General features: G+C 47.5%; 15 protein-coding genes. All 15 read left to right on the top strand.

What is annotated here, in order from left to right; genetic code table 11:
• Entirely contained in the window at positions 1–1,251 is a 1,251-nt protein-coding gene (locus NDK19_RS13540) for an ABC transporter permease (protein ID WP_250632435.1), read from the top strand.
• Positions 1,252–1,285: 34 nt separating this feature from the next.
• Positions 1,286–1,774, top strand: a complete 489-nt coding sequence (locus NDK19_RS13535) for a DUF3299 domain-containing protein (protein WP_250632434.1) — start codon at positions 1,286–1,288, stop codon at positions 1,772–1,774.
• 237 nt (positions 1,775–2,011) lie between these two features.
• Positions 2,012–2,794 (top strand): polysaccharide biosynthesis/export family protein, encoded by a 783-nt coding sequence (locus tag NDK19_RS13530; RefSeq protein ID WP_250632433.1) that lies wholly within the window; start codon positions 2,012–2,014, stop codon positions 2,792–2,794.
• Between the two features lie 11 nt (positions 2,795–2,805).
• A complete protein-coding gene (locus NDK19_RS13525; RefSeq protein WP_250632432.1) occupies positions 2,806–5,139 on the top strand; it encodes a GumC family protein in 2,334 nt (777 codons plus the stop codon).
• Between the two features lie 370 nt (positions 5,140–5,509).
• Positions 5,510–5,929 carry a sugar 3,4-ketoisomerase gene (locus NDK19_RS13520; RefSeq protein ID WP_250632431.1) on the top strand — a complete coding sequence of 140 codons (420 nt, stop codon included), beginning with the start codon at positions 5,510–5,512 and terminating at the stop codon, positions 5,927–5,929.
• Positions 5,907–6,326: a sugar 3,4-ketoisomerase gene (locus NDK19_RS13515; protein ID WP_250632430.1), complete on the top strand. Its 420-nt coding sequence runs from the start codon at positions 5,907–5,909 to the stop codon at positions 6,324–6,326. Before NDK19_RS13520 ends, NDK19_RS13515 begins: the two co-directional genes overlap by 23 nt.
• Positions 6,308–7,252, top strand: coding sequence for a hypothetical protein (locus NDK19_RS13510; protein ID WP_250632429.1), 945 nt, complete (start codon positions 6,308–6,310; stop codon positions 7,250–7,252). The genes NDK19_RS13515 and NDK19_RS13510 overlap by 19 nt, the downstream gene beginning before the upstream one ends.
• A 10-nt stretch (positions 7,253–7,262) precedes the next feature.
• Positions 7,263–8,243: a GNAT family N-acetyltransferase gene (locus tag NDK19_RS13505; RefSeq protein WP_250632428.1), complete on the top strand. Its 981-nt coding sequence runs from the start codon at positions 7,263–7,265 to the stop codon at positions 8,241–8,243.
• Positions 8,244–9,347: a DegT/DnrJ/EryC1/StrS family aminotransferase gene (locus tag NDK19_RS13500; RefSeq protein ID WP_250632427.1), complete on the top strand. Its 1,104-nt coding sequence runs from the start codon at positions 8,244–8,246 to the stop codon at positions 9,345–9,347.
• Positions 9,344–10,825, top strand: a complete 1,482-nt coding sequence (locus tag NDK19_RS13495; RefSeq protein ID WP_250632426.1) for an O-antigen translocase — start codon at positions 9,344–9,346, stop codon at positions 10,823–10,825. Before NDK19_RS13500 ends, NDK19_RS13495 begins: the two co-directional genes overlap by 4 nt.
• A complete protein-coding gene (locus tag NDK19_RS13490; RefSeq protein WP_250632425.1) occupies positions 10,815–11,750 on the top strand; it encodes a glycosyltransferase family 2 protein in 936 nt (311 codons plus the stop codon). Before NDK19_RS13495 ends, NDK19_RS13490 begins: the two co-directional genes overlap by 11 nt.
• The gene (gene asnB / locus NDK19_RS13485) at positions 11,750–13,744 is read left to right on the top strand and encodes an asparagine synthase (glutamine-hydrolyzing) (RefSeq protein ID WP_250632424.1); all 1,995 of its coding nucleotides are present in this window, start codon (positions 11,750–11,752) and stop codon (positions 13,742–13,744) included. Before NDK19_RS13490 ends, asnB begins: the two co-directional genes overlap by 1 nt.
• 10 nt (positions 13,745–13,754) lie before the next feature.
• On the top strand, positions 13,755–14,843 hold the full coding sequence (wecB, locus tag NDK19_RS13480; protein WP_250632423.1) for a non-hydrolyzing UDP-N-acetylglucosamine 2-epimerase: 1,089 nt from the start codon (positions 13,755–13,757) through the stop codon (positions 14,841–14,843).
• Positions 14,840–15,955, top strand: a complete 1,116-nt coding sequence (locus tag NDK19_RS13475; RefSeq protein WP_250632422.1) for a glycosyltransferase — start codon at positions 14,840–14,842, stop codon at positions 15,953–15,955. The genes wecB and NDK19_RS13475 overlap by 4 nt, the downstream gene beginning before the upstream one ends.
• Complete coding sequence (locus tag NDK19_RS13470) at positions 15,952–17,220, top strand: EpsG family protein (RefSeq protein ID WP_250632421.1); 1,269 nt, start codon at positions 15,952–15,954, stop codon at positions 17,218–17,220. The genes NDK19_RS13475 and NDK19_RS13470 overlap by 4 nt, the downstream gene beginning before the upstream one ends.
• Positions 17,221–17,269: the final 49 nt, after the last annotated feature.

Raw genomic sequence — 17,269 nt, 5'->3', positions numbered from 1 at the left:
ATGAACTTACTTTTTATCAGTTTTCAATATATCAAAGCCCGCCCGCTGAGCAATGTGCTCAATACGCTCATTTTGGCCTTGGGTATTGCCGTAATTGTCTTTTTATTGCTGGCAAGCCATCAGTTGGAAGACAAATTGGTTAAAAATGCCAAAGGAATTGACCTTGTGGTAGGTTCTAAGGGCAGCCCCATGCAACTGATTTTGTCTGCCGTTTTCCACATTGACTATCCGACGGGCAACATCGGGTTGGAAGATGCCCGCGCGCTGGTTCGCCACCCGATGGTTAAGCACAGCATCCCTATGGCTTTGGGCGACAGCTACAAGGGCTTTCGCATTGTGGGAACGGATATGCGCTACCCCGAACACTACAAAGCCGAAATTGCCCAAGGGCGCTGGTGGAAAAATGATATGGAGGCAACCATTGGCAGTAAAGTGGCGCAGGAAAGCGGTTTGAAAATAGGAGACCGTTTTGCGGGCGCGCATGGCATGGGCGAAGGTGTAGGCGATGAACATGCCGGACATCAGTATGTTGTTACGGGTATCATGAAACCTTCCGGTACGGTAATGGACAACCTCGTGCTGACAACCATCGGCAGCGTTTGGATGGTACACGAAGACCACAGCAGCGAAGACAGTACAGCCCACATGCCGGTAGTTACCGACCGACCGGACACACTCAACGGGCTGCCCCCCGGCAAAGAGGGACGCGAGCTGACTGCCATGCTCATTCAATACCGCAACCCGATGGCTGCCATCCAGTTGCCCCGCTACATCAATGCGCAAAGCCGCTTGCAGGCCGCCTCACCTGCTGTGGAAGTTGCCCGATTGTTTCGCATTTTGGGAGTCGGCGTGAGTGTCGTACAAGGTTTTTCTTATTTAATCATTATAGTTGCAGGGTTAAGCATTTTCATAGCCTTATATAATGCCTTGAAAGAACGCCGCTACGACCTTGCCGTTATACGCTCCTTGGGTGCTTCGCCAACCAAACTTTTTACTTTGGTGATGACCGAGGGCTTACTGATAGCCTTGGCAGGCAGCCTGTTTGGCATTGTTTTAGGACATGCAATGGCAGAAAGCATCGGCTATTTGGGCGAAGAAGCCGAGCAAGCAGAGTTTACCGGGCTGCTTTTCCTGACCGAAGAGTGGCTGATTTTGGGCGGAGCCTTACTCATTGGTGCGCTTACAGCCCTTATACCTGCCATAGGCGCTTACAGAACCGATATTTCGGCAGTGCTGGCAAAAGGAGAGTAACAAAACAAGATATTCAAAAAAATTACATAAACACATGATGAAACCGTTGAAGCAATTGGTAATCGCTGCCATTTTGACCTGTTTGGCCTCTGTAACAGAGGCACAAACCCCACAGGCAGCCGCATCAAAATCGCAGCAACCCGTTAAATTGACATGGGAAACACTGGCAAAAATTAAGTGGGAGCAGCGGTTCAACAAGAAGTACAACCAAAAATTCAATTACCCTTTGTTCGATGATGCCGTACAGGCCTTAGAAGGCAAAGAAGTGATTATCAAAGGGTTTTTATTGCCCGTAGATGTTGGCAACGAGTGCTTGGTGCTTTCGCGCTACCCCTATGAAAGCTGCTTTTTTTGCGGCGGTGCAGGAGGCCCCGAGTCGGTAATGGAAGTGTACATGAAAACGCCCATGCGCATCAACCGTAAAACCGTAAGTTTTAAAGGCAAACTTCGCCTGAACGGCACCGACGTAGATTACCTCATCTACATTCTGGATGATGCCGAGGTTGTTCCCGATGTGCAATAAACAGAGATGGATATAAAAGTGGGTAAATAGCCTTAAAAAAGGATTTTTTTTTCTGAATTATTACATGGCCATTTCCGCGAGGAAATGGTTTTTTTTATTATTTCCTGCGTTTTAAAATAATTTTTTCAATGTTCTTTGCTATTTTGTAATACTCAATATTATATTTGAAGAACCATGTAATAAATAGCGATAAATTGCTATTTTATTATAGAGAAACTACACAAACAAAGTATCAAGATGACACCTATGACACACACTCCAATGAAGGGGGTTGTTTATTGTTGCGTATTGCTCATCCTTGCATTTACGGGATGTATCAACCCCAAAAAGCTCATCTATCTGCAAAACAAGCAAGGTAATGTGCCTGCCACGCAAAATCCCGAAACTTTTACGATTCCTTCCTACACGTATAAGATTCGCCCAAAAGATGTGCTTAACATCCAAATTATTACATACGTATCATCTAAGTTTAGTACGGATAAATTTTTACCGCCGTCCGACAAGTACGTTGTAAGCGATACCGGCACTGTGGCCTTCTCCAACATAGGCGCTGTTCATGTGGCAGGGCTTACAAACGAAGAGGCCTCCATACGGATTCAACAACGCATCAACGAAGTATTTGACGATGTGTATGTACAGGTTCGGTCGCTTGGTTTTACCGTTACCCTCTTGGGTGAAGTGCAGCAACCGGGCACAAAACAGGTAGAAAAAGACCAGATAACCATTTATGAGGCCATTGCTCTTGCCGGCGAGCTTTCCGACATTGCCAACCGAGAAAAAGTACGCCTCATTCGCCAGTCTAACGGCAAAGCGCAGAGTATCTATTTAGACCTGACAAACGACAAATTGCTGAGCTCTCCTTATTTCTTCTTGGAGCCCGGCGACATTATCTACGTGCAGCCTATCGGCAAACTCAAAAGCCGTTCAGTTGCCAGCCAAGATGCTACCCTGTATCTGTTGGCAGTGAACTCACTGTTTGTCATCACTAATTTGATAGGCATTTTACGTCCAATCCGTTAGATGAGCGAGTTATGAACAAGCTGCAAACAGACTTTACCATTCCGGACGCTGAAAGTGTGGACTTTAAAAAAGTTCTTGGCAAGCTATGGGCAAATAAGTGGGTTATACTTATATGCGCTGTTATAGGTATTGCCTGCGCATGGACGATTAATCTATACACAACCCCGACCTATTTAGTGTCGTCTTCCATTATTGCCAAAGGCGAAAAGGAAGGGGTTATTACAGAAATTCTTCAGGAGAGAGACGAAAAGGATGTTACTTCCTTGTTTTCCAGCCAAAACAGAAATATTTCCGACGAAATAGCGGTTATTCGCTCCAAGCCGTTGTTGGAAAAAATTTTACAACGCCCCGAGTTCAGGGTAAGCTACTACGTCAAAGGAAGCGTTCGAAACGAGGAAATCTATAAGGACTCGCCATTTGTCGTGGATGTTTCCTTGTGCCAAACCGTTCCTTCCGCACTCTATTACCTGACGTTCAAAAATCAAGGTTTTCAAGTTGGTACGGATGAAAAGACCATTGGTCAATCAACTGTACATACTTGGGGCGATACTGTCAAATTATCTGACGAGTGCAGTTGTGTTATCTCACGGAAAATCAGCGCTCAACAATCCGCAGTCGAAAACGATTTATCACAACTGTACCTGTTTCGCTTGCACAGCATCAAATCGTTGGTTAATTCGTATGCAAACAACCTCAACATCCCTGAGCCCAAAAATTCCTATGTCATCAAGATGAGTATTAACTCAACTCATCCTAACCGCGACATGGATTTTCTGGACTTGCTTATGGAAGAATACATTGCCGAAAAAATAGAAAGGAAAAACCAGTCTGCACTTAAAACCATCGAATTTATTGATGCCCAACTCGGGCAGATTACGCAGTCGTTGCTGAAAGTGGAAGACAGGCTGGAACGCTTCAAGCGCGGCAATAAGCTGGCGAGCGGCTATATGAGCACCACTTCTTTTTTCGATAAAGTTTCAGAGTTGGAAAGAGAAAAAACAAAAATCCTCCTGACAGGCAATTACATAGACTACATTGAAAAGTACATGCAAGAGTCGGAAGAGTATGACAAGATACTTGCACCTACCGCTGCCGATGTGGACGACAAAGTACTGTCGCCACTAATTACGGAGTTGATTCAGTTGCAATTGGAAAAAAACACCTATTTCCGCAACGGGAAAGAGCGCAACCCGATTCTCAATGAGTTGAATACGAGAATTGCCAACGTTAAGAAGAGTTTGCAGGAAGCCGTTGTGAGCGCACGCGCAACCAACGCACTCGCCCTGAAAAATATAGAAGCCCAAATTAAAGCTGCTGAGGCAAGCTCCGGCGTGCTTCCCGAGCGCGAGCGAGAGTTTACAGGTATCAACAGGTTGTACACCGTCAACGAAAATGTATATGTGATGCTGCTGCAAAAACGCCTCGAAGCAGATTTGATGCGTGCCGCAGCTACGGTGGACAGCCGCATAGTAGAATCAGCCTCTTTGGAAAGGCAAGTAGGCCCGTCAAAAGTGCGCAACTATGCCTTAGGCCTCTTGGGCGGTCTGATGCTGCCGATTGGTTTGATATTCCTTTTTGAGTTGTTCAGAGGAACCATAGAAAACACCGATGAATTGGCAAGAATCAGCAGCATACCGTTGCTGGGGTCGGTGGCGCATATCAAAAATAAAGAAGGCAAATCCACCATTATTTTAGATAGACCCAAGTCGGCACTGGCAGAGTCATTTCGTGCCCTGCGTTCCAATCTGAACTTTATTTTAGGCAACGAGCAAGAAGGCTCGAAGGTGATTATGGTAACTTCTTCCATTGCCGGAGAAGGTAAATCGTTTTGTTCGGTCAATATTTCGTTGGTGCTGGCACTCTCCGGCAAAAAGGTGGTTTATATCATCGCCGATATGCGCAAGCCCAAACTGAGTATGGATTTGGTGGCCGGTGAAATTGATGCCGGACAGGGTCTAAGCACCTATCTGAGCCAACTGACAGATTTGGATAAAATCATAGTGCCTTCGGTGGTACAAATACTTGATATTATTCCTGCGGGGCCTGTGCCGCCCAATCCGTCGGAGTTGCTGATGAGCAAGCAAGTGGAAACGCTTATCAACGAGTTGAAAAAACGCTACGATTATATAGTCATAGATACGCCGCCTATAGGGCTGGTAAGCGACCCGATAAACTTAGTCCGGTATTCAGATGCCAACCTCTACGTTGTCAGATGCAAATACACCCCGGCTGAGAAAATTAAATCCATCAATCAAATGTATGCCGATGGTCAGGTGGATAAACTCACATTTGTTTTCAATGATGTGAAAAACAAAGCAAAAGGATACGGCTATTACGAAGATTGAGCGGTATGTACTGTCATTAAAATTGCAGAACCGCAGGGTATTTATTTATACAGTAAAAAACTTGATTTTTCACAATAAAAAAAACGATTAATTCATATTTGTAAAAAATATGATAATGAGAAGGTTTTAAAACAAGTAGATTTATCAAAAAATACTTGCATAAGAAACCTCCATCTATTAAGTTAGAAAATCAATCTACGACAGCCCCTGAATTTGTTTAAAAATTATGTGAATGGGACTGACGAGGCTTTGCTTTTTGTTTTTTTCTAATAAAAATTTTTTTTAAACAATTAAAAGTTAATAAAAGTAAATTGAATCATCAAATTTATCTTCTACATATTGTTTCACAGCATCTTAAACAGTTTTTGGTATGCATTCCTTCCAGCTTATAAACTTTCCGAAAGTTACCGACCCAAGAGGAAACCTTACATTCATACAACATCCTCATCAACTGCCTTTTGAGATACAGCGCGTGTTTTGGACATACGATGTCCCCGGCGGGGAAATCAGAGGCGGGCATGCCTACCACCGACAGCAGGAGGTAATCATTGCGCTAAGCGGCAGTTTTGACGTGGTTATAACCTTGCCGGGCGGCAGCACGCAACGCTACTCGCTTAATCGCTCTTATTACGGCCTTTACCTGCCGCCGCTTACTTGGCGACACATGGAAAACTTCTCTACCAATTCGTTGGCGGTGCATCTGTCAAGTTTATCATACGACCGAGACGATTACATCTATGACTTTGAACACTATCAACAACTTGTCCATGAAAAACCATACAGTATTTGACTGCCAACTGATTTACTTGCCCAGAATAGGCGACCGCAGAGGCTATATCACTGCTGTAAACAATGGCGTAGAAGTACCCTTTACCGTTAAAAGAGTATTTTATCTGTACGATATACCCGGCGGCGAGTCGCGCGGTGCTCATGCGCACAAGGAATGTCATCAGTTTTTGATTGCTGCCAGCGGTGCTTTTGAAATACTGCTCGACGACGGCCGAGTGCAGCGGCAGGCGATGGTGAACCGCCCTTACGTAGGGCTGCACATTCCGCCCGGCATATGGGCATCGGAAATCAATTTTTCGTCAGGCTCTATCTGCCTGGTACTGGCTTCACATACCTATGATGCTAATGACTACATCAGGGACTACGAAACATTTAAGCAGTGGAAATCATTGAGTTAAGCTCCGAAGAATACGCTCAAGCATTTGATAAACCTTATCATATTTACAACAGTGCACCGTTCAATCGGCTCAATGCCTATAAGGCAGCGCAGGTATATTATCTGGCATTCAGAGATACAAAGTTGCGGCTGGGGTTGATTGCAGGCGCATGCGAGGGACAGTTACTTTCGCCTTTTTCTGCGCCTTTCGGTGGGTTTCAGTATTTGCAGGCCGACGTAAAAATTGCACACATAGAGGAGAGCATTGCACGGCTCGATGAATGGGCGATGAATAAAGGCTTGCATACGATACAAATCGTGTTGCCGCCCGACATTTACCATGAGAGCTTTATTGTTAAGCAATTCAACAGTTTGTTGCGGTCAGGCTATCAGCTGGCATACGCCGATATCAACTACGCCTTCCCTCTGAGCAAGTTGAACGAACATTACTTAGACAGTATTTGGCATAATGCCCGAAAAAACTATAAAAAAGCCCTGAGCTATGGGCTTGAATTTTTGCAATTATCGTTTGACAAATTAGAAGATGCCTATGGAATTATTGTCGCTAACCGTGCAGCGAAGGGATATCCTTTACGAATGACGCTGCATCAGGTATTGGATACAACCCGCATTGTACCTATGGACGGTTTCGTGGTGAAGTTTGAAAACACATACATTGCGGCTGCTATTGTATCGCATGTAACCCATCAGATTGTACAAGTAGTTTACTGGGGCGACCTGCCCGGTTTCTCTGAATACAAACCCATTAACTTTTTGGCATATCAGTTATTCAATTTTTATCAAGCAAAAGGCTTGCAGATGGTGGATATTGGCCCGTCTTCTGAGAATGGCACACCCAACTACGGGCTGTGTGAGTTTAAGGAAAGTATAGGCTGTATGATGAGCAATAAGTTTACTTTGATAAGAAAATTAACAAATCATTTTTGAATGCTGCCATATGCCTTATACTGTTATTCTCTACTCTTCTGACCTGCGAGAGGTCTGGGACGAGTTTGTCATCTCTGCCAGAAACGGCTCTTTCCTATTCCTGCGGGATTTTATGGAATATCATGCCGACCGATTTAAAGATTATTCCCTGATGATTTATCAGGGGCACTTGCTCAAAGCCGTTATTCCTGCCAATATAACCCCCGAAGGTTTATTCAGCCATCAGGGGCTTACTTACGGCGGTTTTGTTACCCAAAAAGAAACCCGTTTATGTGAGTTGATTGAAATGATGCAGGCAGTTTTAAGTTTCCTGTATGAAAAATCAATTGCAAAATGGTATCTGAAACTGATTCCGGTGATGTATCACCTCTACCCTGCACAGGAGATTGACTGGATACTGATGAAACTAAAAGCCGGCCTTTACAGAAGAGATACTTCTATTGTGATTAGCAATCATGCCGAAAAAGTACCCTATCAGGAGCGGCGGATACGAGCCATCAAAAAAGCCGTTAAATATCCGCTGAGGATAGTTTCGGGTTATGAGGAATTAGAACCTTTCTGGAACGACATACTTACACCTAACTTAATGGAACGACACAAGGTTGCCCCCGTTCATTCGCTGAAAGAAATTCAACTGCTGGCCAAACGATTCCCGCAGCATATTATGCAGCACAATGTCTATCTGGAAGACAGGCCGGTTGCCGGATGTACCATGTTTGTAAATAAGACTGTTGCTCATTCCCAATACATATCCGGCAATGCCGAAGGCAGAAATACCGGTGCGCTGGACTACCTGTTTGACAAGCTCATCAATGAAGTATATGCAGGTTATCGCTACTTTAATTTCGGCATTTGCAACGAAAGTGAAGGGCAGCTCATCAACCAAGGGCTGTTAGATTGGAAAGAAAGTTTCGGCGGTCGGACGATAGTGCATGATTTTTATGAAATCAACACGGCTAATTACTCACTGTTAGATAACTGTACCAAATAAATGAAAATACCATTTCTCAATTTTGACCCTATGCACCGCGCCATACAAACCGAAATGGCCGATGCTTTTCAGAGAGTTTACAACAGCAACTGGCTCATTTTGGGGCAGGAAGTGAAAAACTTTGAGGCCGCCTATGCCCAAATGAATCAGGTGCAACATACCGTAGGTGTCAGCAATGGGCTGGATGCCTTGTTTTTGTCGCTGAAAGCCTGCGGCATCGGGCAAGGGGATGAGGTAATTGTGCCTTCCAATACCTACATAGCCACGGTACTGGCGGTGAGTTACACAGGCGCAAAGCCGGTTTTATCGGAACCGCGCACGGATACCTACAACCTCAACCCCGACCTGCTTGAACAGGCCATTACGCCGCGCACAAAGGCCATTATGCCTGTACACCTCTACGGGCAGGCTTGCGAGATGGAAGCCATTATGCAGATAGCCAATCGGCACGGGCTGAAAGTGATTGAAGACAATGCGCAGGCTCATTTGGCAACCTTCAACGGCAAACTGACGGGCAGTTGGGGGCACGCCAACGGCACCAGTTTTTACCCGGGTAAAAACTTGGGGGCTTTGGGCGATGCAGGCGCGGTAACTACCAACAGCGACGAGTTGGCAGACAAAATCAGGGTATTGCGCAACTATGGCTCCCGCGTGAAATACGAAAACGAGGTCATCGGTTACAACATGCGATTAGATGAGTTGCAAGCCGCATTTTTGAGTGCTAAACTCAACCACCTGCACGGCTGGACAGAACAGCGCCGCCAAGTAGCCGCATGGTATCATGATGCTTTGCAAGGCATTGGCGACCTGATACTGCCCGTTACGCACCCTGCGGCCACACATGCCTATCACCTGTACGTGGTGCGTACCAAACGCAGGGACGAGCTGCAGCAGCACCTGACCGCGCATGAAATAGGTACTCTGATTCATTATCCCATTCCGCCGCATTTGCAGCAGGCATATCGCCACATGGGTTGGCGCAAAGGGGCTTTTCCCATTGCCGAAGAGTTGGCGACCACCTGCCTCAGCTTGCCCATGTGGCCCGGAATGACTGCTGAACACGTAGCACAAGTTGCGGATGTTATCCGCCGATTTTACGCATGAGCGAACAGCGGGCGGCATACCGACAAATTATGAGAGCCACCTCCATTTACGGAGGCGTACAGGTTTTTCAGATTATCGTTGGAGTGATTCGCTCCAAGGCGATAGCTTTGTTGCTCGGCCCTTCGGGGATGGGCATTTCGGGATTGCTGCAAGCCAATACTACCTTCATTGCTGCACTTACCAACTTCGGGCTTGCCACAAGTGCAGTAAAAAATATTGCAGAAGCACATGCTTCCGACAACGAGGCGGCGATTGTACGCACCGTGGGCGTTTTGCGCAAGTTGGTATGGGTAACAGGGCTGCTGGGTGCCGTAATAACGGCTGTGCTTGCGCCGTGGCTGAGCAAAATAACTTTCGGCAACTCCGACTATACGGCAGCATTCTATTGGCTGTCCGTTACGCTGCTGCTCAATCAACTGACGGTGGGGCAGGATGTTCTCCTGCAAGGTATGCGCTACATCCGACAAATGGCACAGGCAACACTCTACGGCAGTGTGCTGGGGCTGATATTTACCCTGCCGCTCTACTACTTCTACGGCAACGACGGCATCGTGCCGGCCATTGTCGGCACATCCTGCATCAGTTTGTTGCTCAGTTTGTACTTTGTTCGCAAAACCATTGCCCTCAAAGCAGTTCCCGTTGCTTTTTGTGAGGTGTGGACGGAAGGCAGGGAGATGTTGCGCATGGGTTTTTTAATCAGCCTTACGGGCATGCTTACGATGGGTGCCGGTTATATTGTGCGACTTTTTATCAGCCAAACGGGCAGCGTTGCCGATGTAGGCCTGTATAGCGCCGGTTTTGCCATTATCAACACCTACGTAGGGATGATATTCACGGCGATGGGTGCCGATTATTATCCGCGTTTGGCAGGTGTGGCATCGGACAACCAAAAAGCCGCCGAGATAATCAACCAGCAGGCAGAAGTGGCACTGCTGATTCTCGCTCCCGTGCTGATATTGTTTATTATCGGCATTAAATGGGTGGTAGTCATTCTTTATTCCAGTCAGTTTCTGCCTATTATGACCATGATGCAGTGGGCGGCGCTGGGCATGATATTTAAGGCAGCCAGTTGGGCAATAGCCTTTGTTTTCATTGCCAAAAGCGCCTCAAAAGTCTTTTTTTGGAGCGAACTGGTTACGCTGCTCATTCAAACGGCACTGAACCTGATTGGGTATCGGTGGGGAGGTCTGACCGGGCTGGGCGTTGCTTTTACCATAGGCTATTGCTCTTATTTCCTGCAAGTATTTTTGCTGGCGCGGTGGCTCTATGGATACGCTTTCTCGCCGAGCTATCTGAAAATATTTTTCTTGCAATCGCTTTTGGTAGTCATTGTTTTCTTGGTTCTACTCGCATTGCCCGAAAGTGCACATTGGATGAGCATACCGGTTTTTTTGCTTGCCGCACTGCTGTCCTTCAAAGCACTCAATGCGCGCCTCGGTCTGATTGTCTACATTCAACAATTTTTGTATGGAAAATAATGCTGCCCCTCTTGTTTCCATTGTTGTGATTACTTACAACTCCGCACCGTTTGTAATAGAAACCCTTGAAAGCATCAAAGCGCAGACCTATTCACCTTTGGAGTTGGTGGTAAGCGATGATTGCTCAACAGATAACACCGTTGATATTTGCAGCCGTTGGCTGGCTGATAACGGCCAACGTTTTGTGGCTACTCGCCTCGTTACCGTCGAGAAAAATACAGGTATCTCGCCCAACTGTAACCGCGGAGTAAATGCCGCCCAAGGGGAGTGGATTAAAACAATTGCGGGCGATGATGCGCTTGAGCCCGATGCCATAGCACGCTACGTACAGCAGGTACAACTTGCGCCCGAAATCCGTTTCTTGTATGCCAACATAAAACCATACATAAACACCTTTGAGGAAGCAAATGCGCTTCCTGTGGCAGATATCAGCAAGTGGGAGTTCAACCTTCCGCAGACCTCGCGGGAGAGGCAAATAGAAATACTTGCCCATGAAAACAAAGTATGGGCAGCAACTTTTTTTTTCGCAAGAAATCTTTACTTGCAAGTGGGCGGCTGCGATGAAAAGTATCCTTTTTTTGACGATAAGCCGCTGCTGATGCGTGTGCTCAACAGCGGGCATAAGATATACTTTCTGAATGCCGTAACCGCAAAGTACCGCAAGTCGCAAAGTTCTGTTCAACTCAGCAGCAAACTGCTTTCCCGACACGTAGAAGAAGTGCTGCTCTATAACATTACCGAACTGAAAAGTATTATCGGCAAGGAACACCACATTGACGACAGAAGCCACTTAGAAGCCAAACGGCTGATAGCTTCACTGACCGGCAACCGCAAAAACATATTTACGCTGGCTGCTTTTTTTCTGCTCTACTACCTGCTTCGCGCGTTTTACATCGCAGTTTTTTCTGTTAAAAAATTACCCTAATGTGCGGCATATCCGGAATTATAACTGACGACAAACGACTCCCCATTGGCGACTTGGTGCGAATGAATCAAATCATCCGCCACAGGGGGCCTGACGATGAAGGCTTTGTGCTTTTCAACGATGCCGATGTGGAAGTATGCGGCGGAGCAGACACGGCCGCCGCTTCGTGGCAATATCCTACGGCCTATCAGCCGCAATCACCAATAACCGATACAGCCCTTCAACAGGCAGAGGTAGCATTGGGGCACAGGCGGCTTTCTATTTTAGACCTTTCGCCCAAAGGCCACCAGCCCATGTGCGATGCCGAACGGCGCTATTGGATTACCTTCAACGGCGAAGTTTATAACTACATTGAAATACGCCGCGAACTGGAAACAATGGGTTTCCGATTCAGCACCGATACCGACACCGAAGTAATCATCAACAGCTACAAGGCATGGGGCACCGACTGCCAGCACAAGTTCAACGGCATGTGGGCTTTTGCCATTTACGACAGGCAGGAAAAGCGCATATTTCTTTCCCGCGACCGATTCGGCATCAAACCGCTTTACTATTGGGTTTCCCCCGCGGGTCTGTTCTACTTTGGCAGTGAAATTAAGCAGTTCACTGTTTGCAGCGGCTGGCGGGCAGTACTGAATCAGGATATGGCTGCCGATTACCTGCTCCATTCCCTGACCGACCATACCGACGAAACCTTGTTCAAAGGCGTTTATCAGCTTCTGCCCGGGCATTGTTTGGCGATGACAATTGACCGATTGCCCAAAAGCGGCGGGCAGAAAGTGAGCCAGCACAAGTGGTATCATGCACCGCGGGAAACTTTTACAGGCACTTTCAATGAGGCCAAAAATATCTTTCGGGAGCGCTTTCAGTCGGCGGTAGAACTGCACCTGCGCGCCGATGTGCCCGTGGGCAGTGCACTTTCGGGCGGATTAGATTCCTCCGCCATTGTTTCCTATGTCAATGTGCTTTTGAAACAACAGGGCAAGGAAGAATTGCAAAAAACCTTTTCCTCCTGTTCGCAGGACAAGCGCTACGACGAGCGCGAATGGATGGATGAGGTTGTGCGGCATACCAATGTGGACGGGCATTTTGTATATCCCAAAGGCGAAGACGTGTTTACGCTGACCGAACAAATCATCTGGCACATGGATGAGCCGTATCAGTCGCAATCGGCTTTTTTGGGTTATCACGTGTTTCAGGAAGCCCGAAAAAACGGTGTCATCGTATTGCTGAACGGGCAGGGTGCCGATGAGTACCTGAGTTGCTACGGCGAACTTGAAACCCTGCGGCTGCGGCAACTGCTGCGGCGCTGCCAATTCGGTCGGTTACGCCGCGAAATGGCCGCCAACCCGTGGATTTCGCTCTCAACCCTTTTCTACTTGGAACTGCCCTTACAGGTTCGCCTCCGGTTGTCCGGTCAGGCGCGCAAAAGAACCCGCCTGCATGAGGTTATCAACCATGATTTGCTGGCAGAAAGCAAGGGCATCCATCCATACGAACGCCAAGGCTATCAGAAAAAGGATGCACAGGAAATCACCAACTATCAGATGCTCGTAGAACCTCTGCAAAAGTATCTGCACTGGGAAGACCGCAACTCTATGGCACACGGCATAGAAGCCCGCGTACCTTTTCTGGATTACCGATTAGTGGAGTTTACCCGTTCGCTGCCTTTGGACTATCTGACCGCCCACGACCAGACCAAGAAAGTGATGATACACGCACTGGAAGGCATACTGCCCGAAACCGTTCGGAACAGGAAAGACAAAAAAGGATTTATTACCCCCGAGCAGCGCTGGTTTTTGGAAGATTACAGCCGTGAATTTTTAGATTTGTTTGACACCAACGTCGGTTTTACCCAAGGGCTGATTAAATGGCAGGAAGGCATGGCATTTCTGCAAGACATGCAGGCGGGTAAAATACCCTTTGACTACGCCTATTGGCGGCTGATTCTGTTCTCTGTATGGATGAAAAGATTCAGTGTAACCATTGATTAGACTAACAAACATGAAACACATAACCCTGATTGCAGGCGCTCGCCCCAACTTCATGAAAATTGCCCCTATCATCCACGCCCTTCAAAAGGAGCGGGAGGCAGGTAAAGACATTGCCTATCGGTTGGTGCACACGGGGCAGCACTACGATGCCAAAATGAGCGATACTTTTTTCAAAGAATTGAACATCCCCGAACCGGACGTAAATCTGGGCGGCGGCGGTGGCACCCAAGCCGAACAAACCGCTGCCATTATGGTGGCTTTTGAAAAAGATTTGCAGGCAAACCCCACCGATTTGGTGCTGGTAGTGGGCGACGTAACCTCTACGCTGGCCTGTTCCATTGTTGCCAAAAAAGCCTGTACGCGCGTGGCGCACGTAGAGGCGGGCATTCGCTCCTTTGACCTGACCATGCCCGAAGAAATCAACCGCATGGTTACGGACAGCATTACCGATTACTTTTTTACCACCAGCGAATTTGCCAATGCCAACCTGCGCAAGGCAGGCATCCCCGAGGAGCGTATTTTCTTTGTCGGTAACGTAATGATTGATACGCTGCTGGCCAACAAAAGCCGCTTCCATGCACCGGCTTTCTGGCATGAAAAACAGTTGAAACAAGGGCAGTATTTAGTTATGACGCTGCACCGCCCGGCCAACGTGGACGAAGGGGCAAAACTCAAAGCACTGATTGAGCAGATTGTACACCATGTTCAGGGTTTGCCCGTAGTTTTCCCGATTCACCCGCGCACGGCAAAAATTTTCCGCGACTCGGGTATTGCAGCCGATAATCTGCACATTGTAGAGCCGCTCGGCTATTTGGAGTTTAACTATCTGGTAGCCAACAGCAAAGCCGTCATTACCGATTCGGGCGGCATCACCGAAGAAACGACCGTGATGGGCATCCCTTGCTTGACGCTGCGCGACAACACCGAGCGCCCCGAAACGGTGAGCATAGGTACAAATGAACTTATCGGAACAGACCCTGCTGCCATTCCGCCTGCCCTTGCCCGATTGTTTGGCGGCGAATGGAAAAAAGGAACTGTTCCCGAAAAATGGGATGGCAAAGCAGCCGAACGAATTGCAGCTATTTTGACAGCGTTATGAGCAAAAAGAAGATACTGATTGTTACCTATGTTTTTTACCCCGAAAACTCCCCACGTGCTTTTCGGGCAACCGAGTTAGCCAAAGAACTCATCAGACAAGGACACGAGGTAACGGTATATGCACCCGAAACCCCCGGCGTGGAAGAACTGCTGAAAGAGTATCCCATACGCTTTAAAAGCATGGGCAAAATGAAATGGCGCGTGCCTCTGTTGGCGGGGCAGTCGGAGCTTGCGACACTGTTTAACCGATTGATGGTGCGTTCGCTGAAATTGTTTTTGGAGTTTCCGCTGATAGAATTGTTTTTCAAAGTCAGCAAACATCTGCGGCAGGAGGAAAAAGACTATGACTTGCTCATTTCTATTGCCGTGCCTTTCCCCATTCACTGGGGAGTTGCTGCCGTTTGGCGAAAAGGCAGTGCCGCAAACCCTGCCAAAGTTTGGGTGGCAGACTGTGGTGACCCCTACATGGGGCAGGAAAACGACACCTTCCGTCCGCCTTTTTATTTCGGTTGGGTTGAAAAATGGTTTTGCCGCAAAGCCGATTACCTCACCGTTCCTACGCCTACCTCATACAGAGGTTATTACCCCGAGTTTCACTCCAAAATCAAAGTCATTCCGCAAGGCTTTCGTTTCGAGGATGTGGCCACAGCTGCCCGCAAATCGGATGACGGCAAGGTGCGCTTTGGCTACGGCGGTTCATTCATCCCCGGCAGGCGCGACCCCCGCGAGTTGCTTGCCTTGCTGACAACGCTGCCGCATGAGTATGAGTTTCATATCTACACCGAAAATAAAGATTTGGTAGAACCATATGCAGTACTCGATTCGCGCATTGTGCTGCATGACCCCATCCCGCGCTTGGAGCTGCTGAAACAGTTTTCTTCGTTTGATTTTGTCATCAACTTTGGCAACAAGGGAACGGCGCAAACCCCCAGCAAGCTCATTGATTATGCGATTATCAACAAACCGATTTTGCAGATAGAAACAGGCGCATTGGACGAGGAAGCAGTCATAAACTTCTTGACGGGAGATTACTCGCGGGCGTTCAGGGTAGAAAACCCCGACCAGTATCGGATTGACCACGTGGTAAAACAATTTTTGGCACTTGCTCCATGATTCGGAAAGAGGTTTTAATTTCAAAAACCGCCGTAGCGCTTTGGCTGATTAATCCGCTGCTCAGCCTGTTTTACAGCCTGCGTCATATCAGAGACCCCAAAGTCTTTCCGACCCTGCTGCTGTTCTCTTTCTTTTTCGGATTAACTTTCGTAGTGCCCGAAGACCAAGAAGGCGCAGCCGATTCGGCGAGGTATGCCGCCGAGTTGAAAGAGTTGCATCGGCAACCGATGGATTTTCAGGATATCGTTAATTACCTGTACAATGCCGACTCGGGCAAATTAGATGTTTATCAGCCTGTTGTTACTTGGCTGCTCAGCTATTTTACCGATAATCCGCAATGGCTGTTTGCTCTATTTGCCTCCGTGTTCGGTTGGTTTTGGTTCAGAAACATTCAACTCGTTGTTCGGTTATTGCCTGCACATACAAACGGGCTGTTGCTGCTGCTGTTGGTGTTGTTTGCTATGATTAGTCCCATATGGGAAATCAACGGCGTGCGCATGTGGACGGCCGCACAGATTTTCGTTCACGGCCTGTTGCTGATTTTCTTAATGGAAGAGAAAAAAGGGTATATCTACTGCATAGCCGCGCTATTTGTGCATTTCTCTTTCAGTTTGCTTTTGGCGCTTTTGTTGGTCTATCGCTTCTTGCCCAAGCAAACGGATGTGCTTTTCGTGGCATATGTGGTGTCTTTGTTTGTCAGGGAGTTGAACATTGAGGTAATCCAGCAATACCTTGACATGCTCCCCGACTTTATGCAAACGCGGAAAGGCTATGTGAGCGATGCCTCTATTGAGGAGTTTAAGGAAATACAGGCTACGGGCGGGGGGTTGAGTTGGCACGTGTTGCTGGCGGAAGGCATCCAGCGTTATTTGTTTTTGCTGCTGTCGTTGCTGCTGTATTTAGGCATCAGGTTTCGCCCTGCGGAGCAGACGCTTTTTGTGCGGCGTATCTTCAACGCCGGTTTGTTTTTATCGGCTTTTGCCAATATTGCGGCCAATCTCCCTTCCGGAAGCCGCTTTGCGGTAATTGCGCAGTCGGTGATGCTGGCCGGCTTTCTGCTGTTTTACGGGCAACTTGGTTGGCAAAGTTTCTGGCAGCGAAATATTCTGAGAGCGGCTGCTCCGTTTTTGATTTTTCTGTTGCTGTTCAAGTTGCGCACCGGCTTCGATTTTATCAGCCTGACGACCGTTCTCGGCAATCCCTTCATTGCCCTGTTGGTAACGGATAATGTTCCGTTGATGGAACTTTTCAAATCGCTGCTCTGAAATGTTTCCCAAAGGGGATATAGTCATCTGTATCACATCTCAATCAGAA

The organism is Rhodoflexus caldus (assembly GCF_021206925.1).
Taxonomy (GTDB): Bacteria; Bacteroidota; Bacteroidia; order Cytophagales; family Thermoflexibacteraceae; genus Rhodoflexus; species Rhodoflexus caldus.
The sequence above is the reverse complement of the archived record's forward strand: the minus strand, read 5'-3'. Positions and strand labels throughout refer to the sequence as shown.

Coding starts and splice junctions, on each gene's coding strand:
- NDK19_RS13540 (WP_250632435.1), top strand. CDS start 1: ATGAACTTACTTTTTATCAGTTTTCAATATATCAAAGCCCGCCCGCTG.
- NDK19_RS13535 (WP_250632434.1), top strand. CDS start 1,286: ATGATGAAACCGTTGAAGCAATTGGTAATCGCTGCCATTTTGACCTGT.
- NDK19_RS13530 (WP_250632433.1), top strand. CDS start 2,012: ATGACACCTATGACACACACTCCAATGAAGGGGGTTGTTTATTGTTGC.
- NDK19_RS13525 (WP_250632432.1), top strand. CDS start 2,806: ATGAACAAGCTGCAAACAGACTTTACCATTCCGGACGCTGAAAGTGTG.
- NDK19_RS13520 (WP_250632431.1), top strand. CDS start 5,510: ATGCATTCCTTCCAGCTTATAAACTTTCCGAAAGTTACCGACCCAAGA.
- NDK19_RS13515 (WP_250632430.1), top strand. CDS start 5,907: ATGAAAAACCATACAGTATTTGACTGCCAACTGATTTACTTGCCCAGA.
- NDK19_RS13505 (WP_250632428.1), top strand. CDS start 7,263: ATGCCTTATACTGTTATTCTCTACTCTTCTGACCTGCGAGAGGTCTGG.
- NDK19_RS13500 (WP_250632427.1), top strand. CDS start 8,244: ATGAAAATACCATTTCTCAATTTTGACCCTATGCACCGCGCCATACAA.
- NDK19_RS13495 (WP_250632426.1), top strand. CDS start 9,344: ATGAGCGAACAGCGGGCGGCATACCGACAAATTATGAGAGCCACCTCC.
- NDK19_RS13490 (WP_250632425.1), top strand. CDS start 10,815: ATGGAAAATAATGCTGCCCCTCTTGTTTCCATTGTTGTGATTACTTAC.
- asnB (WP_250632424.1), top strand. CDS start 11,750: ATGTGCGGCATATCCGGAATTATAACTGACGACAAACGACTCCCCATT.
- wecB (WP_250632423.1), top strand. CDS start 13,755: ATGAAACACATAACCCTGATTGCAGGCGCTCGCCCCAACTTCATGAAA.
- NDK19_RS13475 (WP_250632422.1), top strand. CDS start 14,840: ATGAGCAAAAAGAAGATACTGATTGTTACCTATGTTTTTTACCCCGAA.
- NDK19_RS13470 (WP_250632421.1), top strand. CDS start 15,952: ATGATTCGGAAAGAGGTTTTAATTTCAAAAACCGCCGTAGCGCTTTGG.